Origin of the sequence: Roseateles sp. (assembly GCF_019237615.1) — a bacterium.
Taxonomy (GTDB): Bacteria; Pseudomonadota; Gammaproteobacteria; order Burkholderiales; family Burkholderiaceae_C; genus Pelomonas.
Genome location: NZ_JAFAGT010000071.1, coordinates 24,393 through 48,882, shown reverse-complemented (window position 1 = coordinate 48,882; position 24,490 = coordinate 24,393). Strand labels below are relative to the sequence as shown.

At 70.3% G+C, this 24,490-nt stretch carries 23 protein-coding genes; 10 read left to right on the top strand and 13 right to left on the bottom strand.

The genetic code is table 11. From position 1 onward, the window contains the following. Positions 1 to 2: 2 nt before the first annotated feature. The 3 genes from JOY88_RS14695 to JOY88_RS14685 all read right to left on the bottom strand — a co-directional run bounded on the left by JOY88_RS14695 (position 3) and on the right by JOY88_RS14685 (position 5,345). Positions 3 to 3,236, bottom strand: a complete 3,234-nt coding sequence (locus JOY88_RS14695) for an efflux RND transporter permease subunit (protein ID WP_293503378.1) — start codon at positions 3,234 to 3,236, stop codon at positions 3 to 5. Positions 3,237 to 3,328: 92 nt separating this feature from the next. Next, positions 3,329 to 4,543 (bottom strand): efflux RND transporter periplasmic adaptor subunit, encoded by a 1,215-nt coding sequence (locus JOY88_RS14690; protein ID WP_293503377.1) that lies wholly within the window; start codon positions 4,541 to 4,543, stop codon positions 3,329 to 3,331. Between the two features lie 19 nt (positions 4,544 to 4,562). Further along, positions 4,563 to 5,345 (bottom strand): alpha/beta hydrolase, encoded by a 783-nt coding sequence (locus tag JOY88_RS14685; RefSeq protein ID WP_293503376.1) that lies wholly within the window; start codon positions 5,343 to 5,345, stop codon positions 4,563 to 4,565. A gap of 146 nt (positions 5,346 to 5,491) precedes the next feature. Here JOY88_RS14685 and JOY88_RS14680 point away from each other — a divergent pair, with 146 nt between their 5' ends. Further along, complete coding sequence (locus JOY88_RS14680) at positions 5,492 to 6,412, top strand: LysR family transcriptional regulator (protein WP_524539224.1); 921 nt, start codon at positions 5,492 to 5,494, stop codon at positions 6,410 to 6,412. A 4-nt stretch (positions 6,413 to 6,416) separates the two neighbouring features. Here the strand turns inward: JOY88_RS14680 and JOY88_RS14675 are convergent, their stop codons facing one another. The 7 genes from JOY88_RS14675 to trpE form a co-directional block, all read right to left on the bottom strand. Continuing rightward, the gene (locus JOY88_RS14675) at positions 6,417 to 6,569 is read right to left on the bottom strand and encodes a hypothetical protein (RefSeq protein ID WP_293503374.1); all 153 of its coding nucleotides are present in this window, start codon (positions 6,567 to 6,569) and stop codon (positions 6,417 to 6,419) included. A 142-nt stretch (positions 6,570 to 6,711) separates the two neighbouring features. Continuing rightward, complete coding sequence (locus tag JOY88_RS14670) at positions 6,712 to 7,398, bottom strand: uracil-DNA glycosylase (protein ID WP_293503373.1); 687 nt, start codon at positions 7,396 to 7,398, stop codon at positions 6,712 to 6,714. Then, positions 7,395 to 8,186, bottom strand: a complete 792-nt coding sequence (gene trpC / locus JOY88_RS14665; protein ID WP_293503372.1) for an indole-3-glycerol phosphate synthase TrpC — start codon at positions 8,184 to 8,186, stop codon at positions 7,395 to 7,397. The genes JOY88_RS14670 and trpC overlap by 4 nt, the downstream gene beginning before the upstream one ends. Continuing rightward, entirely contained in the window at positions 8,186 to 9,220 is a 1,035-nt protein-coding gene (gene trpD, locus JOY88_RS14660; protein ID WP_293503371.1) for an anthranilate phosphoribosyltransferase, read from the bottom strand. The genes trpC and trpD overlap by 1 nt, the downstream gene beginning before the upstream one ends. 3 nt (positions 9,221 to 9,223) lie before the next feature. Continuing rightward, on the bottom strand, positions 9,224 to 10,273 hold the full coding sequence (gene ltaE, locus JOY88_RS14655) for a low-specificity L-threonine aldolase (protein WP_293503370.1): 1,050 nt from the start codon (positions 10,271 to 10,273) through the stop codon (positions 9,224 to 9,226). A gap of 70 nt (positions 10,274 to 10,343) precedes the next feature. After that, positions 10,344 to 10,928 (bottom strand): anthranilate synthase component II, encoded by a 585-nt coding sequence (locus JOY88_RS14650; protein WP_293503369.1) that lies wholly within the window; start codon positions 10,926 to 10,928, stop codon positions 10,344 to 10,346. Next, on the bottom strand, positions 10,929 to 12,416 hold the full coding sequence (gene trpE, locus JOY88_RS14645) for an anthranilate synthase component I (RefSeq protein ID WP_293503368.1): 1,488 nt from the start codon (positions 12,414 to 12,416) through the stop codon (positions 10,929 to 10,931). It lies immediately after the preceding gene. Between the two features lie 273 nt (positions 12,417 to 12,689). Between trpE and JOY88_RS14640 the strand changes: the two genes are divergently transcribed. After that, a complete protein-coding gene (locus JOY88_RS14640; protein WP_293503367.1) occupies positions 12,690 to 13,289 on the top strand; it encodes a chalcone isomerase family protein in 600 nt (199 codons plus the stop codon). A gap of 18 nt (positions 13,290 to 13,307) precedes the next feature. Here JOY88_RS14640 and JOY88_RS14635 read toward each other — a convergent pair whose 3' ends face one another. Next, positions 13,308 to 13,772, bottom strand: coding sequence for a MarR family winged helix-turn-helix transcriptional regulator (locus tag JOY88_RS14635; protein WP_293503366.1), 465 nt, complete (start codon positions 13,770 to 13,772; stop codon positions 13,308 to 13,310). 130 nt (positions 13,773 to 13,902) lie between these two features. Between JOY88_RS14635 and JOY88_RS14630 the strand changes: the two genes are divergently transcribed. From JOY88_RS14630 to JOY88_RS14615, 4 genes are all read left to right on the top strand, one after another. Then, entirely contained in the window at positions 13,903 to 14,655 is a 753-nt protein-coding gene (locus JOY88_RS14630) for a DNA-binding transcriptional response regulator (RefSeq protein ID WP_293503365.1), read from the top strand. Positions 14,656 to 14,775: 120 nt separating this feature from the next. After that, complete coding sequence (locus JOY88_RS14625) at positions 14,776 to 16,317, top strand: methyl-accepting chemotaxis protein (protein ID WP_293503364.1); 1,542 nt, start codon at positions 14,776 to 14,778, stop codon at positions 16,315 to 16,317. A gap of 1 nt (position 16,318) precedes the next feature. After that, positions 16,319 to 17,401 (top strand): HD domain-containing phosphohydrolase, encoded by a 1,083-nt coding sequence (locus tag JOY88_RS14620; protein ID WP_293503363.1) that lies wholly within the window; start codon positions 16,319 to 16,321, stop codon positions 17,399 to 17,401. Then, a complete protein-coding gene (locus tag JOY88_RS14615) occupies positions 17,394 to 18,686 on the top strand; it encodes a sensor domain-containing diguanylate cyclase (RefSeq protein WP_293503362.1) in 1,293 nt (430 codons plus the stop codon). The genes JOY88_RS14620 and JOY88_RS14615 overlap by 8 nt, the downstream gene beginning before the upstream one ends. A gap of 21 nt (positions 18,687 to 18,707) precedes the next feature. On the opposite strand, the gene gph is transcribed toward JOY88_RS14615, so the two are convergent. Together gph and alaC are read right to left on the bottom strand one after the other, a co-directional pair. After that, the gene (gene gph / locus JOY88_RS14610; protein WP_293503361.1) at positions 18,708 to 19,364 is read right to left on the bottom strand and encodes a phosphoglycolate phosphatase; all 657 of its coding nucleotides are present in this window, start codon (positions 19,362 to 19,364) and stop codon (positions 18,708 to 18,710) included. Next, positions 19,361 to 20,581 carry an alanine transaminase gene (alaC, locus tag JOY88_RS14605; RefSeq protein ID WP_293503360.1) on the bottom strand — a complete coding sequence of 407 codons (1,221 nt, stop codon included), beginning with the start codon at positions 20,579 to 20,581 and terminating at the stop codon, positions 19,361 to 19,363. Before alaC ends, gph begins: the two co-directional genes overlap by 4 nt. A gap of 250 nt (positions 20,582 to 20,831) precedes the next feature. Between alaC and JOY88_RS14600 the strand changes: the two genes are divergently transcribed. The 4 genes from JOY88_RS14600 to JOY88_RS14585 are packed head-to-tail and all read left to right on the top strand — an operon-like array spanning position 20,832 to position 24,422. Further along, entirely contained in the window at positions 20,832 to 21,866 is a 1,035-nt protein-coding gene (locus JOY88_RS14600) for an SGNH/GDSL hydrolase family protein (protein ID WP_293503359.1), read from the top strand. A 54-nt stretch (positions 21,867 to 21,920) separates the two neighbouring features. Further along, positions 21,921 to 22,598 (top strand): alpha/beta hydrolase family protein, encoded by a 678-nt coding sequence (locus JOY88_RS14595; RefSeq protein ID WP_293503358.1) that lies wholly within the window; start codon positions 21,921 to 21,923, stop codon positions 22,596 to 22,598. 10 nt (positions 22,599 to 22,608) lie between these two features. After that, positions 22,609 to 23,517, top strand: a complete 909-nt coding sequence (locus tag JOY88_RS14590; protein WP_293503357.1) for a carbohydrate kinase family protein — start codon at positions 22,609 to 22,611, stop codon at positions 23,515 to 23,517. Beyond that, positions 23,514 to 24,422 (top strand): pseudouridine-5'-phosphate glycosidase, encoded by a 909-nt coding sequence (locus tag JOY88_RS14585; RefSeq protein WP_293503356.1) that lies wholly within the window; start codon positions 23,514 to 23,516, stop codon positions 24,420 to 24,422. Before JOY88_RS14590 ends, JOY88_RS14585 begins: the two co-directional genes overlap by 4 nt. Positions 24,423 to 24,490: the final 68 nt, after the last annotated feature.

Sequence of the window (24,490 nt, the reverse complement as noted above, 5' to 3'; positions counted from 1 at the left end):
GATTACTTTCCTCGTTGCTGCAGCGCGTCGATCACGGGAGACACGGGCTGCGCGTGGGATGCAGGTGTGGCGGGCGCGGCCACCTGGCCGCCGTGGTGGCGTAGCGGCGCGTTGCCGGCCAGGCGGCGCACGATGACGTAGAACAGCGGCGTCAGGAACAGGCCGAACAGCGTCACGCCTATCATTCCGGCGAACACGGCCACGCCCATGGCCTGGCGCATCTCGGCGCCGGCGCCGACGGACAGCACCAGCGGCAGCACCCCCATGACGAACGCCATCGACGTCATCAGGATGGGGCGCAGCCTCAGACGCGCCGCCTCCAGCGCCGCCTGCATGGGCGTGCGGCCGGCGAACTCCAGCTCGCGGGCGAACTCGACGATCAGGATGGCGTTCTTCGCGCTCAGGCCCACCAGCACGATGAGGCCGATCTGCGTGAACACGTTGTTGTCGCCGTGGCTCAGCCAGACGCCGGTCATCGCGGCGAGCAGGCCCATGGGCACGATGAGCAGGATGGCGATGGGCAGCGTCAGGCTCTCGTACTGCGCCGCCAGCACCAGGAACACCAGCAGGATGGCCAGCGGAAACACCCAGACGGCCGAGTTGCCGGCGATCTTCTCCTGGTAGGTCAGGTCGGTCCACTCGTAGCCGATGCCGGGCGGCAGCGTCTCGGCGGCGATGCGCTCCACGGCGGCCTGCGCCTGGCCCGACGAGAAGCCGGGCGCGGCACCACCGTTGATGTCGGCGGCCAGGAAGCCGTTGTAGCGCAGCGCGCGCTCGGGGCCGAAGCTGGGCGTGACCTTCATCAGCGCGGACAGCGGCACCATCTCGCCGGTGGACGAGCGCACCTTCAGCGCGCCGATGTCCTCGGCGCGGGCGCGGTAGGCGGCATCCGCCTGCACGCGGACCGAGTAGGTGCGGCCGAACTTGTTGAAGTCGTTCACGTACAGGCTGCCGAGGTAGATCTGCATGGTGTCGAACACGTCCGTCACGGCCACGCCGAGCTGGCGCGCCTTGGTGCGGTCGAGGTCGGCGAACAGCTGCGGCACGTTGACCTGGTAGCTGGAGAACAGGCCCGCGAGTTCCGGCGCCTGGCCGGCCTTGGCCATGAAGGCCTTGACCGCCTGGTCCATCGCCTCGTAGCCCACGCCGCCGCGGTCCTCCAGCTGCAGCTTGAAGCCGCCGGTGGTGCCAAGGCCCTGCACGGGAGGCGGCGGGAACATGACGATGAAGGCGTCCTCGATCTGGCCGTACTGCGCGTTCAGCGAGCCCGCGATGGCGCCGGCGGACAGGGCCTTCGTCTTGCGCTCCTCGAAGGGCTTCAGCGTCGCGAACACGATGCCGGAGCTGGCGCTGTTCGTGAAGCCGTTGATGGACAGGCCGGGGAAGGCCACTGCGTGCTCCACGCCCGGCGTCTTCAGCGTGATCTCCGTCATGCGGCGGATCACGTCCTCGGTGCGGTCCAGCGTGGCGCCGTCGGGCAGCTGCGCGAAGCCGATCAGGTACTGCTTGTCCTGCCCCGGCACGAAGCCGCCGGGCACGGCCTTGAACAGGCCGGCCGTGGCCGCGACCAGCGCGAGGTAGACGACCATCATCACGGCCTTGCGCGACATCAGCGTCTTCACGCCGCCGCCGTACTTCTCGGAGCTGCGCGAGAACAGCCGGTTGAAGCGCGCGAAGAAGCCGCCCAGCACGCGGTCCATGCCGCGCGTCAGCGCGTCCTTGGGTGCGTGGTGGTCCTTCAGCAGCATCGCGGCCAGCGCAGGCGACAGCGTCAGCGAATTGATCGCCGAGATCACCGTGGAGATCGCGATGGTCAGCGCGAACTGCTTGTAGAACTGGCCCGTCAGGCCGGTGATGAAGGCCAGCGGCACGAACACCGAGATCAGCGTCAGCGCGATGGCGATGATGGGGCCCGACACCTCGCGCATCGCTCGGTAGGTCGCGTCGCGTGGCGACAGGCCCGACGCGATGTTGCGCTCCACGTTCTCCACCACGACGATGGCGTCGTCCACGACGATGCCGATGGCCAGCACCAGGCCGAACAGGCTCAGTGCGTTGATGGAGAAGCCGAAGCCGTGCATCACCGCGAAGGTGCCGATGATGGACACCGGCACGGCCAGCAACGGGATGATGGATGCGCGCCAGGTCTGCAGGAACAGGATGACGACCAGCACGACCAGCGCGACCGCTTCCAGCAGCGTGTGGATGACGGACTCGATGGACGCGCGCACGAACTGCGTCGGGTCGTAGACGATGGTGTAGTCCACACCCTCGGGCATGCCGGCCTTCAACTCGGCCATCGTGGCGCGCACGTTGGACGAGATGTCCAGCGCATTGCCGCCGGGGGCCTGGAAGATGGGCACGGCCACGGCGGACTTGTTGTCCAGCAGCGAGCGCAGCGCGTACTCGCTGGCGCCCAGCTCGATACGGCCCAGGTCGCGCAGGCGCGTCACCGCACCGTTGGCGCCGCTCTTCACGATGATGTCGCCGAACTCCTCGGCCGACTGCAGGCGGCCCTGCGCGTTGACGGACAGCTGCAGGTCGATGCCCTGCAGGCCCGGCGATGCGCCGACCACGCCGGCCGCGGCCTGCACGTTCTGGCCGCGGATCGCGGTCACCACGTCGCTGGCGGACAGCCCGTGTTCGGCGACCTTCTGCGGGTCCAGCCAGATGCGCATGGAGTAGTCGCCCGATCCGAACAGCTGCACCTGGCCCACGCCGGGGATGCGCGCGAGGCGGTCCTTGACGTTGAGCAGCGCGTAGTTGCGCAGGTAGGTCATGTCGTAGCGGTCGTTGGGCGACGTCAGGTGCACGACCATGGTCAGGTCGGGGCTGCTCTTGACGGTCGTCACGCCCAGGCGCTTGACCTCCTCGGGCAGCCGGGCCTCGGCCTGCGCGACGCGGTTCTGCACCTGCTGCTGCGCCTTGTCGGGGTCGGTGCCGAGCTTGAAGCTGACGGTCAGCGTCATCAGGCCGTCGGTGGTGGCCTGGCTGCTCATGTAGAGCATGTCCTCGACGCCGTTGATGGCTTCTTCCAGCGGCGTGGCCACCGTCTCGGCAATGACCTTGGGGTTGGCGCCGGGGTACTGGGCGCGCACGACGACCGACGGCGGCACGACGTCGGGGTATTCCGAGATCGGCAGCGCGCGTATCGACAGCAGGCCGCCGATGAAGATCAGCAGCGACAGCACGCCCGCGAAGATCGGGCGGTCGATGAAGAATTTGGAGAGATTCATGTTGTTCTTTCTTTCCGGAGGCAAAGCCGCCCCCCGCGGGCCGGCTGAACCGGCCCGCTGACGGGGCGCTCTGGTGGGAAGGGCGGCCTAGATCAGGACGTCTTGGCGGCCGCCTGCTGCGCCGCCAGTTCGGGCTTGGCGTCCATCGCGACGTCCTTGGGTGCGAGGACCGCGCCCGGCCGCACGCGCTGCACGCCGCCGACGACGATGCGCTCGCCGCCCTTCAGGCCGCTGGTCACGACGCGCAGGCCGTTCACGCTGGCGCCCAGCGTCACGGGGCGCCATTCGGCCTGGTTGCCGGCGCCTACGACGATGACGTAGCGCTTGTCCTGGTCGGTGCCGACCGCGCGCTCGTTCACCAGCAGCGCGCTCTCGTTCTTCGCCTGGCCCATGCGCAGCTTGGCGAACTGGCCCGGGATCAGGCGGCCGTCCTTGTTGTCGAACACCGCGCGCACGCGCAGCGTGCCGCTCTTGGCGTCGACCTGGTTGTCGACAAGCTGCAGCCGGCCGGTCTGCGCGTCGGTGGCGCCGGTGGCCATCTCCACGGGGATGCGCTCCAGGCCGCGGCGGTTGGAGCCGCCGTCGGGCAGCGCGGCCAGCGCGCTGCTGACGATCTTCTCGTCGGCGTCGAAGCTGGCATAGATGGGGCTGACGGACACCAGCGTCGTCAGCACCGGCGCACCCGCGCCCGCGGCGACGAGGTTGCCCGTCGTCACCTCGATCTTGCCGACGCGGCCGGCCACCGGCGCACGCACCTGCGTGTAGCCGAGGTTGAGCTGGGCCGACTGCAGCGCGGCCTGCGCGGCGCGCAGGTTGGCCGCACCCTCACGGGCGGCGTTGTCCTTCTCGTCGAACTCGCGGCGGGCCACGGCGCGCTCCTCCAGCAGCGACTTGGCGCGCTGCGCCTCGCTCTGCGTGTAGGTCACGCGGGCCTGTGCGGCGGCCACCTGTGCTTCCAGGCGCGACACCTCGGCCTGGTAGGGGGCGGGGTCGATGCTGACCAGCAGGTCGCCGGCCTTCACGAGGCTGCCCTCGCGGAAGTGCACGGCCTGCACGGCACCGGACACGCGGGCGCGCACATCCACGCGGTCCACGGCCTCCAGACGACCGGAGAACTCGTTCCAGGCCGAGACCGGCTGGCTGAGGACTTCAGCGACGGACACCGGCGTGGCCGGCGGTGCGCCGGGGCCCGGGTTGGCGCGCGCCGGCTGGCCGAACTGGCCGAGGCCCACGGCGCCGAGCGCGGCGAGGGCGATGGCACCTGTGATGAGGCCGAGGCGGCGGTTGAAGCGAGGGGTGGATTGCATTTGTATTTCTCTCCGAAGGTCAAGCAGGATTCGAGGGCGCCCGGCCGGTGGCCTGGCTGAGGAAGTCGTGGACGGGCGTGTGCATGTGTTCCGCGGTCAGTGCCGGCAGCGTCAGGTCGCGTGCGCTGCCGCCGTGCTGGCGCAGCGCGCCGGCATAGCGCCGCGATTCGTCGGCCAGCGGATGGCCTGTCAGGCTGAGCACCAGGGCCGGCGCGAGACCGGCGAGGCGGCTGGCGTTCAGCGGCGTGGCATAGGGGTGGTCGGCGCGCACGCCGTCGCCGAGGTAGGCCTGCCAGCCCTTGGCGTAGATGCATTCGCAGCCGCCGCATTCGCCATCGCGCATGGAGGCGCTGCCCAGCAGCGGGTCCAGCATCGGCGAGATCAGCAGTTGGCCGGCGAGCTCCGGCGCGCGCTGGTCGCGGGCCATCAGCGCCAGCGCGGCGGCAATGTTGCCGCCGGCCTCTTCGCCGGCTACGAACAAGGCCGTCTGCGCGTTGCCGGTCAGCCGGGCCGACTTCCGGGCCAGTGCCTGCAATGCCTCGAAGGTGGCGCTCAGGCCGGCCGGGAAGGGATGCTCGGGCGCCAGCGGGTAGTCCAGTGCGACGACGTCGGCGCCGGCCTCGGCCAGCAGCTCGCAGCGCGCCGAGGCGGCCGCGCAGGACCCCTCGGTGAAGGTGCCGGCATGCAGGTAGAGCAGCAGCGCGCGGCGCCCGGCATCCAGCGGGCGGCGGGCGGCGAACACGCAGGCGTTCAGCCCCGGGGCGGGGCCGAGGCGCAAGGTCGATGGGGCCATCTTGTCCATGGGCCGAAAGATAGAGATGGGTCGCCTGCCGATAAACGGCCTTGAAAGCGACGCACTTTTCTCGCGCATGGAACAATCAAATTCCCGTGCCGCCCTCAGGGGCACGTTCCAACCCCACGCCGACGCCGATGGATCGACTCCAAGCCATGCAAGCCTATGTCCGGGTCGTCGAGGCCGGCACCTTCACGAAGGCCGCCGACTCGCTGGACCTGCCCAAGGCCACCGTCACGCGCCTCATCCAGACGCTGGAAACCCATCTGCGCACCAAGCTGCTGAACCGCACCACGCGCCGCGTGACGGTGACGCCTGACGGCGCCGCCTACTACGAACGCGCGATGCGCCTGCTGGGCGACCTGGAGGAGCTGGAAGGCAGCATGAACCAGGCGCGCATGACGCCGCGCGGCCGCATCCGCATCGACGTGCCGGGCGTCGTGGGCCGCGAGATGATCATTCCGCACCTGCCGGACTTCTACGCGAAGTACCCGGACATCCAGATCGAGATGGGCGTCAGCGACCGGCCGGTGGACCTGATCGGCGACAACGTGGACTGCGTGATCCGCGGCGGAGAGCTGACCGACCAGAGCCTGGTCGCGCGGCGCATCGGCGAGTTCCGCTTCATCACCTGCGCGACGCCCGAATACCTGCGCCGCCACGGCATGCCCGCGCATCCGCGCGAACTGGGCGAGGCGCCGCACCGCATGGTGGGCTATTTCTCGGCGCGCACCGGCAAGATCGTGGGCGACAGCTTCCGCCGCGGCGACGAGGTGGTGGAGGTGGCGGGCAACCATGTCCTGGCCGTCAACGACGCGGACGCCTACCTGAATGCCGGCCTGGCCCACCTGGGGCTGGTGCAGGTGACCTGCTTCATGGCCGGGCCGCTGCTGAAGAGCGGGGGGCTGGTGCGGGTGCTGGAGGACTGGGACACCGACCCGGTGCCCGTCTATGTGGTCTATCCGCCCAACCGCCACCTCAGCAGCAAGCTGCGCGTGTTCGTCGACTGGGTCGTGGAGCTGATCGGCCGCGAGGCGCTGGGTGGCGTGAAGATGCGCTGTACGGCGGCGACCTGAGCCTTCAGGCGCCGTCGCTGCCGGCGGTGGCGACCGCCGTCTGGCCGAGGTCGTCGACCGCGGGCGCGCTGATCGCCAGCAAGAGGCCCGCCGCCAGCGCCGTGACGGCCGTCGCGGCGGTGATCAGCGTGAAGAGGGGGCGGATGTTGTTGTTCATGGTGACTCTCCTGGCCGGCCCCGAGGGGTGATGGGGTGTACCGACAGGTTGTCACTTTAGGAATTGCGCCGCGCGAGAAAAAGCCGGCGCAGCAGAACGGCGAGTTGCTGCTGGCGGAACAATCCCGCGGCACGACCTGGGTTCAGGCCTTGCGCGGGGTGCCCCGCCCACGCTCCTCCAGCCAGGCCCTGGCCATCGAGAAATGGCCGCAGCCGATGAAGGGGCGCGGCGGCTTCAGCGCGGACAAAGGTGAGGGGTGGTTGGCCCTCAGCACCAGATGCCCCTGTCGGGCGGCCTCGATCAGCGGCGCCTTGGCCTGGGCATAGTTGCCCCACAGCATGAACACCTTGGGGGACGCGTCTTCGGCGGCCGCCTTCATGAGGGCATCGGTCAGCGCTTCCCAGCCCTGGTTGGCATGGCTGGCGGGCTGGCCATCCTCCACGGTCAGCACGGCGTTGAGCAGCAGCGTGCCGCCCTCGGCCCAGCGCACCAGGCTGCCGTTGGGCGGGAAGGGCTTGCCCAGGTCGCGCTGGATCTCCTTGAAGATGTTGCGCAGGCTGGGCGGCAGCGGCACGCCGGGCGGCACGCTGAAGCTCAGGCCCTCCGCCTGGCCGGGGCCGTGGTAGGGGTCCTGGCCGAGGATGACGACGCGGGTGCTGGCCAGCGGCGTGAGTGTGAGCGCGCGCAGCGGCTCGGGCGGGTAGATGGTGGCGCCGGCGGCCACGCGCTTCTCGAGGAAGCCCTGCAGCCGTTGGCCGGCCGGCGACGCGGCCCAGGCCTCGACGACGGGGCGCCAGTCGGTGTCGGGAATCTCCAGGGGCAGCTTCATCCGAACAAGTTTGCCAGGGCGGCACCCGGGTCCGGCGCGCGCATGAAGGCCTCGCCGACCAGGAAGGCGTGCACATTGGCGTCGCGCATGCGCTGCACGTCGGCGGCGCCCAGGATGCCGGACTCGGTGACCAGCAGGCGGTCCGCCGGCACGCGCGGCAGCAGCGCGAGCGTCGTGTCCAGCGTCACCTCGAAGCTGCGCAGGTTGCGGTTGTTGATGCCCAGCAGCGGCGTCTTCAGCCGCAGCGCGCGGTCCAGCTCCTCGCCATCGTGCACCTCGACGAGGACGTCCAGGCCGATGGCATGGGCCGCGGCCTCGAGGTCGGCCATCTGCGAGTCGGCCAGGCAGGCGGCGATCAGAAGGATGCAGTCCGCGCCCATCGCGCCGGCCTCCATGACCTGGTAATCGTCGACCATGAAGTCCTTGCGCAGCACCGGCAGCTCGCAGGCGGCGCGGGCGGCCTGCAGATAGGCCGCCGATCCCTGGAAGAAGCGTTCGTCTGTCAGCACGCTCAGGCATGCCGCGCCATGGCGGGCATAGCTCTCGGCGATGGCGGCGGGGCGGAAGTCCTCGCGCAGCACGCCCTTGCTGGGGCTGGCCTTCTTGACTTCGGCGATGACGCCGGCCTGGCCCGCCGCGATCTTGGTGCGCAGCGCGCGCCCAAAGCCGCGCTGCTGGCCCTTGCGGGCTTCAGCCTCCTCGCGCTGGGACGACAGCGAGCGCTTGTTCTTTGCCGCCGCGATCTCTTCCCACTTGACCTCGACGATGCGGTTCAGGATGTCGGCCATCAGTTGGCTCCCAGCCCCTGGGTGGTCTTGACGAAGGCATCCAGCTTGGCACGCGCGGCGCCGCTGTCCAGCGCGGCGCGAGCGCGGGCGATGCCATCGCTCAGGCTGGTGGCCACGTTGGCGGCGTACAACGTCGCGCCGGCGTTCAGCAGCACGATGTCGCGCGCCGGGCCGGGCTGGCCGTCGAGCACGCCAGTCAGCATCTGGCGCGACTGCTCGGGGCCTTCCACCTTCAGGCTGCGGTTGCTGGCCATCGCGAAGCCGAAGTCCTCCGGGTGCACCTCGTACTCGCGCACGGCGCCGTCCTTCAGCTCGCCCACCAGCGTCGTCGCGCCCAGCGAGATCTCGTCCATGCCGTCCTTGCCGTAGACGACCAGCGCGTGCTCGGCGCCCAGGCGTTGCAGCACGCGCACCTGGATGCCGACCAGGTCGGGGTGAAAGACGCCCATCAGGATGTTGGGCGCGCCGGCCGGGTTGGTCAGCGGGCCGAGGATGTTGAAGATGGTGCGCACGCCCAGCTCGCGCCGCACCGGCGCGATGTTCTTCATCGCCGGGTGGTGGTTGGGCGCGAACATGAAGCCGATGCCGCACTCCGCGACGGACGCGGCCACCTGGCGCGGTGTCAGCTGGATGTTGGCGCCCAGTGCCTCCAGCACGTCGGCGCTGCCGGTCTTGCTGCTGACGCTGCGGTTGCCATGCTTGGCGACCTGCGCGCCGGCCGCCGCGGCGACGAACATCGAGCAGGTCGAGATGTTGAAGCTGTGCGCGCCATCGCCGCCGGTGCCGACGACGTCGACGAGATGCGGCAGCGGGCCCAGCGGCACCTTGTTGCTCAGCTCGCGCATCACCTGCGCGGCGGCGGTGATCTCGCCTATGGTCTCCTTCTTCACGCGCAGGCCGGTGATGAGCGCTGCGGCGATGACGGGCGACATCTCGCCGGCCATGATGCGGCGCATCAGCGTCAGCATCTCGTCGTGGAAGATCTCGCGGTGCTCGATGACGCGAGTCAGGGCTTCGTTGTCGGTGATAGGCATGGTTCAGGCCTTCTCGAAGAATTCGCGCGCGGCGGCAATGGCGTGCTCGATGCCGGCGGCGTCGACATCCAGATGGGTCACGAAGCGCAGGCCGATGAGGCCGGTGGCCAGCACGCCGCGCGACTTCAGGTGCTCGAGCAGCGCCGGACCGCGGCCGTCGCTGACCTGCACGAAGACGATATTGGTCTGCGGTGGCGTGACGGTGACACCGGGCAGTGCCGCCAGGCCCTCGGCCAGACGCCTGGCCAGCGCGTGGTCGTCGGCCAGGCGTTCGACATGGTGGGTCAGCGCGTGGTCGGCCGCGGCGGCCAGCAGGCCCACCTGGCGCAGGCCGCCGCCCACCATCTTGCGGATGCGGTGGGCACGATGGATGAGCTCGCGCGAGCCGACCAGCATGGAGCCTATGGGCGCGCCCAGGCCCTTGCTGAAGCAGATGGACGCCGAGTCGAAGTGGCGTGCCAGCTCGGCGGCCGTGCGGCCCGAGGCGACGGCCGCATTGAAGAGCCGTGCGCCGTCCAGGTGGGCGAACAGGCCGCGCGAATGGGCCAGCTCGCAGGCCGCCGCCACATAGCTGCCCGGCAGCACGTTGCCGTTCCAGGTGTTCTCCAGAGCCAGCAACCGCGTGCGCGCGAAATGCGGGTCGTCGGGCTTGATGGCGGCGGCGATGTCCTCCAGCCGGATCGTGCCGTCGGGCTGGTTGGGCAGCGGCTGGGGCTGGATGCTGCCCAGCACCGCCGCGCCACCGCCCTCGTAGCGGTAGGTGTGGGCCATCTGGCCGACGATGTACTCGTCGCCGCGGGCGCAATGGGCCAGCAGGCCGCAGAGATTGCTCTGCGTGCCGCTGCTCATGAAGAGGGCGGCTTCCTTGCCGAGCAGTGCGGCGACGCGCTCCTGCAGCGCGTTGACGGTGGGGTCGTCGCCGAACACGTCGTCGCCCACTTTCGCGCGGGCGATGGCGTCCAGCATCGCGGGCGTCGGCTTGGTGACCGTGTCGCTGCGCAGGTCCACCACGGCATCGCCGCCATGCCCCGAGCCGGGTGCGTAATCGCTCATTGGTGCACCCTTCGCGCTTCGCGCTGTCCCGACAGGCGGGAATGAGCCCCTTCGGGCGGCCGTGCGTGACTCATGCCTTCAGCTCCAGGAAGTTGCGCAGCATTGCGTGGCCATGCTCGCTGAGGATGGACTCGGGATGGAACTGCACGCCCTCCAGCGGCGTCGCCGTGCCGGCCAGCTCGCGGTGGCGCACGCCCATGATCTCGCCGTCGTCGCTGCGCGACGTGATCTCCAGCACCGCGGGGCAGCTGGCCTCCTCGATGACCAGCGAGTGGTAGCGGATGACGGAGAAGTCCCTGGGCAGGCCGGTGTAGACGCCGCGCTGGTCGGTCGTGATCGTGCTGGCCTTGCCGTGCATCTGGCGCTTGGCGCGGACGATCTTGCCGCCCAGTGCCTGGCCCATGGACTGATGGCCCAGGCAGACGCCCAGCAGCGGCTTCTTGCCGAGGAAGTGCCGGATGGCTTCCACGCAGACGCCTGCCTCGTTGGGCGTGCAAGGCCCCGGCGAGAAGACGATGTGGTCGGGGTTCAGCTCGGCCATCTCGGCCACGGTGATCTCGTCGTTGCGCACCACCTTCACGTCCGCGCCCAGCTCGCCGAAGTACTGAACGAGGTTGAACGTGAAGCTGTCGTAGTTGTCGATCATCAGCAGCATTTAGAAGCCCTCCTCGACGAGTTCAGCCGCACGGAGCAAAGCGCGCGCCTTGGCCTCTGTCTCCTGCCATTCCAGCTCGGGCACCGAGTCGGCCACGACGCCGGCGGCCGCCTGCACATACAGCGTGCCGTTCTTGATGATGCCGGTGCGGATGGCGATGGCCAGGTCCATGTCGCCGGCGAAGCTCAGGTAGCCGCAGGCGCCGCCGTAGATCCCGCGCTGCACGGGCTCCAGCTCGTCGATCAGCTCCATCGCCCGCACCTTGGGCGCGCCGGTCAGCGTGCCGGCGGGGAAGGTGGCCTTCAGCACGTCGAGCTGGCCCACCTCCGGGCGCAGCACGCCTTCCACGTTGGAGACGATGTGCATGACGTGGGAATAGCGTTCGACGACGAAGGCCTGCGTCACGTTGACGCTGCCCACGCGGGCGATGCGGCCGATGTCGTTGCGCGCCAGGTCGATCAGCATCAGGTGCTCGGCGCGCTCCTTGGGATCGGCCTGCAGCTCGGCTTCCAGTTCCAGGTCGCGCTCGGTCGTCGCGCCGCGCGGGCGGGTGCCGGCCAGCGGACGGATCGTGACCTTGCGGCTGCCGTCGCTGGCATGCTCCTCGCGCACCAGGATCTCGGGGCTGGCGCCGACGATCTGGAACTCGCCCAGGTCGTAGAAGTACATGTAGGGGCTGGGGTTCAGCGCGCGCAGCGCGCGGTACAGCGCGATGGGCTCGGCCTTGTAGGGCTTGGAGATGCGCTGGCCCACCTGTACCTGCATCAGGTCGCCGGCGGCGATGTAGTCCTTGGCCTTGGCCACGGCCGCGAGGTAGTCGGCCTTGGCGAAGCCTCGCGTGACCGGGTGCGATTCGCCGCGCGGCACGCGCGGCACGCTGACCGAGTAGCTCAGCTTGTCGCGCAGCTGCGAGAGGCGCTTCTTGGCACGGAAATAGGCCTCGGGCTGGCGCGGGTCGGCCCAGACGATGAGGTAGAGCCGGCCCGACAGGTTGTCGATGACGGCGACTTCCTCGCTCAGCAGCAGCACGATGTCGGGGGTGCCGAGCGACTCGCCGCCGTGCTCGCGGTCCAGGCGCTTTTCAATGGCGCGCACGGCCTCGTAGCCGAAATAGCCGGCCAGGCCGCCGCAGAAGCGTGGCAAGCCGGCGGGGATCCTGGGCTTGATGCGCTCCTGGTAGGCGGCGATGAAGTCCAGCGGATTGCCGTCATGCGTCTCGACGGTGGCGCCGTCGGTGACGACCTCGCAGCGTGTGCCGGTGGCGCGGATCAGCGTGCGCGCCGGCAGGCCGATGAAGGAGTAGCGCCCGAAGCGCTCGCCGCCGACGACGGACTCCAGCAGGAAGCTGTTGCGGCCCTGGCCGGAGCCGGCGCAGAGCTTGAGATAGAGGGACAGCGGGGTTTCGAGATCCGCAAAGGCCTCGCTGATGAGCGGGATGCGGTTGTAGCCCTCGGAAGCGAGGCTCTGGAATTCGAGTTCGGTGATCACGGTCAAACCTTGAAACAGCGGTGTTCAGGGCTTGGCGTGCAGCCCGGTTCGTGAACGGGCAACGCGTGTGGGAGCGCGTCAGGGCGCGCCAAGCGGCATCAGGGCAGGGCTGACCAGCGACGCCAGGGCCAGGCTCCCCGGTCGCTCGACCCCGTGATGTGCTTGCGCGTGATGAACATGACCGGGTCAGTGTATCAGCCGGGTTTTCGCCGTCTCGGGCCATACTTCGCGTCGCAAAGAGGCCGCTATCGCGGCCCGACAACGGAGCGAGACATGCGCGTGTTCATCGTCGCGGCACTGCTGGCCGCAGCCAGCCTGGGTGGCCCAGGCGCCCAGGCCCAGGTGGTCGAGGTGGCCAATGTGAAGTACGAGCCGACGCTCGACCTGGCCGGCCAGAAGCTGCAGCTCAACGGTGCCGGCATCCGCTACAAGTTCGTCATCAAGGTCTACACGGCGGGGCTCTACCTGGCGCAGAAGGCCGGCACGACGCAGGAGGTGCTGGCGGCCCCCGGCCCCAAGCGCATCCACATCCAGATGCTGCGCGACATCGACGGCAACGAGCTGGGCAAGCTCTTCACCAAGGGCATGGAGGCCAACGTCACCCGCGACGAGTTCGCCAAGTCCATCAACGGCGTGCTCAAGCTGAGCGAGATATTCGCCAGCCGCAAGCAGCTCAGTAGCGGCGAGAACTTCTCGGTGGACTACGTGCCCGGCGTCGGCTCCACCGTGCTGCTCAACGGCAAGCCCATCGGCGAAACCATCAAGGAGCCCGAGTTCTACTCGGCCCTGCTGCGCATCTGGCTGGGAGAGAAGCCCGCCGACGACGGGCTGAAGGATTCGCTGCTGGGCGTCAAGCGCGAGCGTCGGCGCTGAGGTCGACCGCCGGCGTCCTCACTGGGGGGCCGGTGAGGGCCCCGGGCGGTGCACGCCGGTCAACAGCCCGAGCAGCTCCATCAGCGTGGCCGCCTGGGCGGGGCTGAGGACGGCCAGCAATTCCTCGCTGGCCCGCCAGCTCGCCTTCTCGGCCCGGGACAGCAGCAGGCGCCCCGACCTCGTGAGGGCCAGCAGGCTGCGTCGCTTGTCCGTGGGATCGTCGCTGGCACTCACCAGATCGCGCTCGCGCAGCAGGCGGATGACCAGCGACATCGTGGCGCGGTCCAGGGCGATCACGCGGCCCAGTTCGTTCTGGCCGATCGGTGCGCGGTGGCGCAGGGCGAACAGCGCGGCGTACTGGGCGGGGGTCAGGTCCAGGTCCGCACAGGCCTCGGCAAACGCGGCGCTGGCGACCTGATGTGCGCGCCGGATCAGGAAATCCGGGCTGTCGTAGAGCCTGTCCAAGGCGTCGTTCGTGGGCATGTGACGGTTCGGAACACGGGCGGGTGGGCGGCGCTTTAGCGGGAAATGATAGCGAGAGGCCGCCGGGAGGCGGCCTGGTGACACCCAGGTCGGGGATGCCGGATGCTTAAACCATACGGACAATGTGGTTATGTGGAAGGCTGCGCTGATTGTCGAGGCCGATGAGTTGCGCACGCGGACTCTCGCCAGCTTGTTGAATGGGGCCGGCTATCGCGCTGATTCCTGTGTCGATGCCGAGGCGGCCATGGCCCGCCTGGAGGCGGGCGAGGCCGTGGCGCTGCTGGCCGTCGACCTGGACACGGCGGCGGACACGCTCGGCCTGCTGCGCTCCTTCCATTGCACGCATGGCCTGCCGCCGCTGCTGGGGATGACGCATGGCGCCGATGCGCGGCGCACGGCCGAGGCCTTGGCCGATGGCGTGGCGCTGGTGGTCGACTTGGCTGCGCCGGCGGCAGTGCTGCGCCAGGCCTTGCAGGTCTTGTCGCGGCCGCCCGTCGCCGCGCCCGGGCCGGAGCTGTTCGGCCCGCATCTCGGCGCCGCCGGGATGGAGGCGCGCATAGGCCTGGCCCTGGCGATCGAACAGCAGGGGCGCAGGCTGCTGCAGGAGGCCGTGCATGGCTGGCTTGCCGGGCGGGCCCAGGAGGCCGCCGCGGCCGCGACGCGGCTCGAGCAGGTGGCGCGCCGCCTGGGAGCCCAGGGCCTGGTCGGCGCCTGCAGGCAGCTCGCGGGCGAGGCCGGCACGGGCCTGCTGCTGCAGCAACGCGCGGCGCGGGTCAGGCAGGAGCTCGACGGCGTGGTGTGCGGCCTGGGCCGGGCGGCCCTCGATGCGCCTCGCTGGGTGCGCGAGGGCGAAGTCGACGGCCTGCCAAGCCATACGTCCTAGTTTTTTGGTACGACTTGTTTGTTTGATATCAAACGTATTTGAAATATCGTTTGATATCGATCATGATCCGGGGCTGCCACGTCAACGTGGATGAAAGCCTTTCCGAGGGAGTCGTGCCAGATGCGAGACAACCAACCCGTGACGCGGCAGGAGCACCAGGTGCCCGATGGCGCGACGCTCATGTCGACGACCGACCTGGACAGCCGGATCGTCTATGCCAATGGCGTCTTCGCCGAGGTCAGCGGCTTCTCGCATGAGGAGCTGGTGGGGCAGCCCCACAACCTGGTGCGCCACCCCGACATGCCGCGTGCCGCGTTTGCCGACATGTGGGCCACGCTGAAGCGGGGGCAGTCGTGGTCGGCGCTGGTCAAGAACCGCCGCAAGGACGGTGCCTTCTATTGGGTGCGCGCCAACGCCACGATGGTGCGGCGTGGCGGGCGGCCCTGGGGCTACATGTCGGTGCGCACGCCGGTGGGCGCCGACGAGGTCGCGCGGGCGGAGAGGCTCTACCAGCGCTTTCGCGACGGCCTGATGCGCGGCTGGACCTTCCGCCAGGGCCTGCTCGTCCGCTCCGACTGGCTCAGGCCGTTGAGCGCCTGGCGCCTGCTGTCGCTGCAGGCGCGGCTGCTGCTGGCGGGCGTGCTCGCCGTGCCGCTGGCGCTGCTGCCGGTGCAGTTCGCCGGCCCCACGCCGCTGGCCGTCGCGCTGGGCATGACCCTCGCCGTGGCGGCGCAGACGCTGTACCTGCGCCGGCAGGTGCTGGGCCCGGTGCGCCACATCGCGGCCCAGGCAGCGCGCGTGGCGAGCGGCGAACCCATTGCCGTCAGCGAACTGGGGCGGCTCGACGAGCTGGGCCTGCTGATGCGCTCGGTCAACCAGGCGGGCCTCAACCTGAGGTCGCTGGTGTCCGACGTGGCGGGCCAGATGGAGCGGCTGGCGCAGGCCAGCGACGAGGTGAAGGCCGGCAGCGCCGACGTCAGCGCGCGCAGCCGTTCGGCGGCGGAGCAGCTGAGCCGGGCCGGCGAGGCGGTGGGCGCGCTGGGCCGCAGCAGCGACGCGAATGCGCGCGCGGCGGGGCAGGTACGCGCGCTGGCCGAGCAGGCCGCCGCGGTGGCCCATCGCGGCGGCGATGCGATGCGCGACGCCGTGCGGCGCATGAACGAGCTCAGCCAGGCCAGCCGTCGCATTGCGGACATCGTCGCCACCATGGACGGCCTGGCCTTCCAGACCAACGTGCTGGCCTTGAACGCCTCGGTCGAGGCGGCCAGGGCCGGCCCGGCGGGGCGCGGCTTCGCCGTCGTGGCGCAGGAGGTGCGTGCACTGTCCCAGAGCTCGGCGCAGGCGGCCCGCGAGATCCGCGCGCTGGTCGACGACTCGCTGCGGCATATCGGCGAGAGCGCCGAGGGCGTGGCCACGGCCGACCGCACGGGGGAGGAGATCCTGGCGCAGGTGAACGAGGTCAGCCGCCTGGTGGGCGAGATCGCGTCGGAGTCGGCCCAGCAGGCCGGCGGCGTTCGGGAGGTGCACGCGGACCTGGATCGCCTGCAGGACCTGACGCGGCAGAACATGGCCATGGTGGCGCAGAGCGCAGCGGCCGCCGCCGAGCTGAACCAGCGCGCGCAGCAGCTGATCCAGGCGGTCGCCGTCTACCGGGAGGCCTGAAATGCTGCCGTCGCGCCCCTTGCTGCATGGTGGCCGCGTACTGGTGGTCGATGACGACCCCACGACGCTGGCCCTGCTCGACGAGCTGCTGCGGTCGGCCGGCTTCGCGCCGCCGACGCTGGTGGCCGACCCGCGCGAGCTGCGCGCCTGGTCCGACGCGCGTGGCTTCGACGCGGTGCTGCTGGACCTGGACCTGCCGCACATGGATGGCTGGGAGGTGCTGGCCGTGTTGCGCGAGCGCTATGGCGACAACATGCCGCCGCTCGTCGTCGTCAGCGGCGATTCGCGTCGCGGCAACCAGGTGCGGGCGTTGTCGGCCGGCGCCTGCGACTACGTGGCCAAGCCCTTCGATACCAACGAGCTGCTGCTGCGCATCCAGATGCACGCCACCGGCCACATGAACCGTCACCTGCTGCGGGAGCAGAAGAGCGAGCTGGAGGCGACGGTACAGCAGCGCACGTCGGCGCTGCGCCAGTCGCGACTGCAGATCCTGCGCATGCTGGGGCGCGCCGCGGAGTTCCGCGACAACGAGACCGGCGCGCACATCCTGCGCATGAGCCATGTCTCGGCGCTTTTGGCCCGCGAGCTGGGCTGGGACGACGAGCGCTGCGAGCTGATGCTCAATGCCAGCCCGCTGCACGACATCGGCAAGATCGCGATCCCCGACGCCATCCTGCTCAAGGCCGGTCCGCTGACTCCGCAGGAGCGCGAGATCATGCAGGAGCACACCGTCAAGGGCGCAGCCATCCTGCGCGCGCCCGAGGGCGAGGGCAACGAGCTGCTGGCGATGGCGACCGAGATCGCGCTCCACCATCACGAACGCTGGGACGGGGGCGGCTACCCCTGCGGCCTGGCGGCCACCGACATCCCGGAGAGCGCACGCATCGTGGCCGTGGCCGACGTGCTGGATGCGCTCACCTCAACGCGGCCTTACAAGAGCGCCTGGAGCTTCGCCGAGGCGCTGGCGTACATCCAGGCGCATGACGGCCGGCATTTCGATCCCGACGTGGTTGCCGCGCTGAGCCGCAACCGGCATCGGGTACAGGAGATCAGACATCACTTCCAGGATGCCGACATTGGCTGAAGCCATGCACGACCCGGCGCTGTCGCCGCCCAAGGCGCAGGGCGCCGCGCGCACGGCGCTGCGTCTGCTCCTCGTGTCGCCGGACGAGGAGGTGCTGCAGCAGCTGCGGCCGCTGCGCGCCGGCCAGGGGTTGGAGCTGCTGCACGCGGCCGGCGCCGGCGCGGCCGAGTCGCTGGTCCGGCAGTCGCGCGTGGAGCTCGTGCTGATCGACGAGGCCATCGGGCGCCAGGCGCTGGTGGGCCTGGTCGAACGCCTGCGCGACCAGCTCTTCAAGGACTGGCTGCCCATCATGGTGCTGGGCGGCAGCCCCGAGTTGCTGCACCTGCTGGAGCGGCGTGCGCGCGGCATGGTGGACTACTTCCTGGCCAAGCCGCTTTCCACCCGGGCCTTCCGCGAGCGGCTGGTCGCCGCGCGCCGCATGGTGTCGCTGCGCCGTGTCTGCGGCAGCGCGCTGGACCGGGTCTCCGAAGGCGTGCTCATCATCGACGAGCATGGCACGTTGCGTTCGTTCAACCGCGCCGCGGAGCGCCTGTTCGGCTGGAGCGCCGAGGACGTCATCGGCCAGAACGTCAGCCTTCTCATGCCCAGCCGCCATGCCCACAAGCATGCCCGCTACGTCGAGGACTACCTGCACAGCGGGCTGCCGCGCATGATCGGCACCGGCCGCATGGAGACGGCGCTGCGACGCGACGGCAGCAAGTTCCCCATGCACCTGACCGTGGCCGACATCAGCGACGAGACCGCGATCCGCTTCGTGGGCGTGATCCGCGACCTGTCAGCCGAGCTGGAGCGCGCCGAGCTGCAGCAGATGGCGCTGCACGACTCGCTGACCGGCCTGCCCAATCGAAGTCATGCCGAGCAGCGCGTGCGTCGCGAGATCGAGACGGCCGCCGCAGGCGCGCCGGGCTTCGCGCTGCTGTTCGTCGATCTGGACCGCTTCAAGCGCATCAATGACAGCTTCGGCCACGCGACTGGCGACGAGGTGCTGCGCGCCGCGGCGCAGCGGCTGCGCCATGCGCTCAGCGAGGCCGACTTCGTCGCACGGCTGGCCGGTGACGAGTTCCTGCTACTGCTCCCGGGCGTGCAGAACCCGGGCGACGCGCGACGCGTCGGCGACCGCATCGCGCGCCGCCTCGCCCAGCCGCTGCTGCTCCAGGGGCAGCGGCTGTCCATCAGCGCCAGCATAGGCGTGGCCTTGTACGGGCCCGACGGCCGCACGGCCGAGGAGCTGCTGGCGCGGGCCGACGCGGCCATGTACGCCCACAAGCGTCAGCTGCCGCCCTGAGCACGGCGGCACGGCCGTGCCTCAGCCGGCGGGCAGCGCCAGCGCGTCCAGCCGCTCCAGGTGCTGCAGCGCCGGCACGGCGCGGATGTCCTCGCCGTGGTTGTAGCCGTAGGTCACGAGGACCAGCGGGCAGCCGGCCGCGCGCGCGGCCTCGGCGTCGTTGCGCGAGTCGCCCACCATCCATGTCGTCGCGGGTGGCGTTCCCAGGGTCTCGCAGGTCTTGACGAGTGGCAGCGGGTCCGGCTTCTTGCGCGCGAAGTCGTCGCCGCCGAAGACCTGCTGGAAATAGCCGTCCAGACCCTTGCGCCTCAGCAGTTCGCGCGCCGGCGCCGCGGGCTTGTTGGTCAGCACGGCCAGCGGCAGGCCGCGTGCCCGCAGCGCCTGCAGCCCCGCGACGACGCCCGGATAGACCGCGGCGTGCTCGCCGTTCACTTCGGCGTAGTGCCGCTGGTAGAGCACCCAGGCGTGCTCGAACAGCGCCGCGTCGGCGCCCACCCGGGCCAGCGTCGTGCGCACCAGGTGTTCGCTGCCACGGCCTATGGTGTGCTCGACGAAGCCGCGCGTCACCGGCGGCAGACCGAGGTCGGACAGCACGAGGCCCAGCACGGCGACGAAGTCGCCCAGCGTGTCGACCAGGGTGCCGTCGAGATCGAGGATGCAGGCCCGGGGCGCGATCATGGTGGCAGGACTCCGTCGGCCTTGAACATGGCCTTGATGCCCCGCACCGCCTGGCGGATGCGCGACTCGTTCTCGATCAGCGCGAAGCGCACATGGCCGTCGCCGTGGTCGCCGAAGCCTATGCCGGGCGACACGCAGACCTTGGCCTTCTCCAGCAGCTGGCGCGCGAACTCCAACGAGCCCAGCGCACGGTAGGGCTCGGGGATGGGCGCCCAGATGTACATGCTGGCCTTGGGGCAGTCGACGGCCCAGCCGGCCTCGGTGAGCCCCTTGTGGAGCACGTCGCGGCGGCGCTGGTAGCTGGCGGCGATGTCGTGCACGCACTGCTGGTCGCCCTCCAGCGCGGCGATGGCGGCCACCTGCACCGGCGTGAAGCTGCCGTAGTCGTGATAGCTCTTGATGCGCGCCAGCGCCGCGACGAGGTCGGCATTGCCGACCATGAAGCCGATGCGCCAGCCGGCCATGTTGTAGCTCTTGCTGAGCGTGAAGAACTCCACCGCCACGTCCTTGGCGCCGGGCACCTGCATGATGGACGGCGCCTGGTAGCCGTCGAACACGATGTCGGCATAGGCCAGGTCGTGCACGACGAGGATGTCGTGCTTCTTGGCCAGCGCGACGACGCGCTCGAAAAATCCCAGATCCACGCATTGCGCCGTCGGGTTGGACGGGAAGCCGAACACCATCATCTTGGGCTTCGGGTAGCTGCCGCGTATGGTCTTCTCCAACTCGGCGAAGAAGTCCACCTCGCTGCTGACGGGGATGGCGCGGATGTCGGCGCCGGCGATGACGGCGCCGTAGATGTGGATGGGGTAGCTTGGGTCTGGCACCAGCACCGTGTCGCCGCGGTCCAGCGTGGCCAGCATCAGGTGGGCCAGACCCTCCTTGGAGCCTATGGTGACGATGGCCTCGCTGTCGGGGTCCATGGCCACGCCGTAGCGGCGCTCGTACCAATGCGAGATCGCGCGGCGCAGCCGCGGGATGCCCTTGCTGGCCGAGTAGCCGTGGGTGTCGGGCCGCTGGGCCACCTCGGCGAGCTTGGCGACGATGTGCGCCGGCGTGGCCCCGTCGGGGTTGCCCATGCTCATGTCGATGATGTCCTCCCCACGCCGGCGGGCCGCGAGCTTGAGCTCGGCCGTGATGTTGAAGACGTAGGGTGGGAGGCGGTCGATGCGCGCGAAACGGCGCTTGCCGCCGGAGGCGGAAGGGGAAGAGGTCATGGCAATGTCACGTGAGCGCCCGGAACCGTCCGAGCGACGTGGCCCGACGACGAGCGGTCGGGCCGGCGCCATGGTAAATGACCGGATCCGTGGCATCCCAACAATGAAGGATGGCGGCGTGGCCAGCCCGCCTGCGGCGGACGGATCTCCCTCCAGAATGCCCCGGCCCCTCAACCTCGCCGACCGCGCCTGCACGGCAGGCGACGCCTGCCGCCACTCGCCTTCGCGTTCACCGGAAAGCCATCACGACATGAGGCAAAGCTTCCTGCGCCGCTGGGTGCGCCCCCTGGTCCTGCTGGCCGCAGGCCTCGGCCTTGCGGCCCTGGCCCGGGCTCAGCCGTATTCCAACCTGTTCGTGTTCGGCGACAGCCTGTCGGACGTCGGCAACGACCTTGTCGTCACCGGTGGCGCGGTGCCCAGCACGAGCTACTACAGCAACGGCAGCATCGTCGGCCGCTTCACCAACGGCCTGAGCTACGCCGATCATCTGGCGGCCGGCCTGGGCCTGAGTCTGAGCCCCTCCGTGCTGGGCGGCACGGACTACGCCTACGGCGGCGCGCGCACCGGCTACATGGCCGCCGGGCTGCCGGCCAGCGCGCTGAGCTTCAACCAGCAGATCGGCGCCTTCACGGCCGGCCATGCGCAGGCCGACGCCGGTGCGCTGTTCGTGCTGTGGATAGGTGCCAACGACATGTCCGACGCCATTGGCGCCGCCGCCCAGGGCAACCCCGGGGCGGTCGGCGCTGCGATCAGCCAGTCGATGCAGTCGATTGGTGGTGCGATCCAGGGGCTGTCGAGCCTGGGCGCGACGCATTTCCTGGTCGCCAATCTTCCTGACCTGTCGCTGATCCCGGCCGTGAACTCGCGCGGGTCGGCCGGCCTGTCCGCGCTGGCCCAGGGGGCGAGCCAGGCGTTCAACGCCGCGCTCGCCGGCACGCTGGCGCAGCCAGCCTTCTCGGCGCTGGACATCCGCCAGTTCGACGTCTACGCCGCGCATACCGCGATCACCGCCAACCCTTCGGCCTATGGCTTCTCCAACGTGACCGGCGCCTGCTACACGGGCGACGTCGGTGGCCAGGCACTGCCGGGCGGCCCGGCGCCAAGCGTCTGCGGCAACCCCGATGCCTACCTGTACTGGGACTACGAGCATCCCACCGCGGCGCTGCACGCGGTGCTGGGCGCGCAGGCGCTGGCCGTGGCGGTGCCCGAGCCGGCGCAGGCGCTTTTGCTGGCGCTCGGGCTGGCGGTCCTGGCGGGCGTGCGGCGCGCCCGCCGCCGCCGCTGAGCGCCGGCCCGGGCGGGTCGTAAGCTGGCGGGATTGCTGCCCCCGCCATCCGGCATGAACCCGCCCGAGCCTCTTTCGCTGACGGTCAACGACCGCACCACCGTCTCCGCCCTGTGGCTGCTGCCGTCGCGGCCGCGGGCTGCCTACGCGTTCGCCCATGGCGCGGGCGCTGGCATGCAGCATGACTTCATGGCTGCGCTGTCGCAGGCCTTGCTCGAGCAGGCTGTCGCGACCTTGCGCTACCAGTTTCCCTACATGGAGCGCGGCTCAAAGCGGCCCGACACGCCCGCGCTGGCCCATGCCACCGTGCGTGCGGCGGTGGCGGCGGCGCGTGGTCGCCTGCCCGACGTGCCGCTGTTTGCCGGCGGCAAGTCCTTCGGCGGGCGCATGAGCTCGCAGGCTCAGGCCCTGGCGCCCATGCCGGGCCTGCGCGGGCTGGCCTTCGTCGGCTTTCCGCTGCATCCGGCGGGCAAGCCGGGCGTCGAGCGGGCCGCCCACCTGGCCGACGTGAGGGTGCCCCTGCTGTTCCTGCAGGGCACGCGCGACGAGCTGGCCGAGCTGGGCCTGCTGCGGGGCGTCGTGCAGGGCCTGGGCGATGGGGCGACGCTGCACATCGAGGAAGACGCCGACCATGCCTTCCATGTGCGGGCGCGCAGCGGGCGCACGGACGCGCAGGTGGTGCAGGCGCTTGCCGCGACGATGGCGGCCTGGTTCGGCGAGCGGGCTTCCTAGAATGACGCCAATGACTACCACCGCCGCCCCCATCGTCTGCATCGGCGGCCTCAATGTCGACCGCAAGCTCAGACTGCTGGCGCAGGCGCTGCCCGGCTCGTCCAACCCCTGCGAATCGCACGAGACCCCCGGAGGTGTCGTGCGCAACGTGGCCGAGAACCTGGCACGCCTGGGTCTGCCGGTGGCCCTGGTGGCCGCCGTGGGCGACGACGCGGGTGGCCGCATGCTGCTTGAGCAGGCCGCCGCCGTCGGCATCGACACGCAGGCCGTCCTACAGCTGCGCCGCCATGCCAGCGACAGCTACACGGCCGTGCTGGCACCCGACGGTGGCCTGGCGCTGGGCCTGGCGGCCATGCCGTTGGTGGAGAGCCTCAACCCCTGGGCGCTGGAGGCCAGCAAGACGCTGCGTGCCGGCGCTGCGCTGGTCGTCGCCGACGGCAACCTGCCCACCGATGCCTGGCCGCTGCTGCTGGACGAGGCACGTGCCACTGGTGTTCCGCTGGTCTGCGTGGCCGTGTCCGAGGCCAAGATGGCACGCCTGCCCGAGCGGCTCGCCGGCTTGCACCTGCTGATGCTGAACGCCGGCGAGCTGGCTTGCGTGGCGCCCGAGCCGCAGGCTGCCTTCGCGGCCCTGCATGCGCGCGGCGTGGCCCGTGTGCTCGTTTCCCAAGGCGCCGAGGGCCTGTTGCTCAGCGAACCCGGCCGGGCGCCGCGCCATTGGCCGGCGCCCGACGTGCCCGTCGTCGACGTGACCGGCGCCGGCGACGCGTTGTCGGCCGGCGTCTGCGCGGCGCTGTTGCGCGACGCGGCCGACTTCGACGCCGCGGCCCGCCTGGGCCTGGACCTCGCCGCGCTGACGCTGCAGACCGAGGACAGCGTCCACCCCAAACTGAACCCCAGGTTTCTGGAACACCGATGAACGAACTGATCCAACTCTCGCCCGAGGTGGCCGCCGCCCGTGAGCAGGGCCGTCCCGTCGTGGCCCTCGAGTCGACCATCATTGCCCATGGCATGCCCTGGCCACAGAACCTGGATACGGCCCGCCAGGTCGAGGACGTCATCCGCCGCGAGGGCGCCGTGCCGGCCACCATCGCCGTCATCGACGGGCGCATCCGCGTGGGCCTGGACGACGCCGAGCTGCAGCGGCTGGCCCAGGCGCCGGACGCGATGAAGCTCAGCCGCCGCGATCTGCCCTATGCCGTTGCCACCGGCCGCCTGGGCGCCACCACCGTGGCTGCGACGATGATCTGCGCCCAGCTGGCCGGCATCGAGGTCTTCGTCACCGGCGGTATCGGTGGCGTGCACCGCGGCGGCGCCGAGAGCTTCGACATCTCGGCCGACCTGCAGGAACTGGCGCGCACGCCGGTGGCGGTGGTCTGCGCCGGTGCCAAGTCCATCCTTGACCTGGGCCTGACGCTGGAATACCTGGAGACCCACGGCGTGCCGGTGCTGAGCATCGGCCAGGACAACTTCGCCGCCTTCTTTACGCCCGACAGCGGTCTCAAGGCTGACTTCCGCATGGACGGTGCGCAAGAGCAGGCGCGCTTCATCCGCGCCAAATGGGCGCTGGGCCTGGTGGGCGGTGTGGTCATCAGCAATCCGGTGCCGGCCGCCGAGGCCATGCCGCGCGAGGAGATCGACGCGATCACGGCCCGGGCCCTGGCCGAGGCGCAAGCCCAGGGCATCGCCGGCAAGGCCATCACGCCGTTCCTGCTGGGCCGCATCAAGGCGCTGACGGGCGGGCGCAGCCTGGCTACCAACATCGCGCTGGTGAAGAACAACGCCATCGCGGGGGCGCGACTGGCACGCGCGCTGCAGGGCTGAGGGCAAAAAAAGTACGGGTCGACCGCGGCCAGCAACCTACCGGTAAAACGGGCCGGTTAAGCTGATCT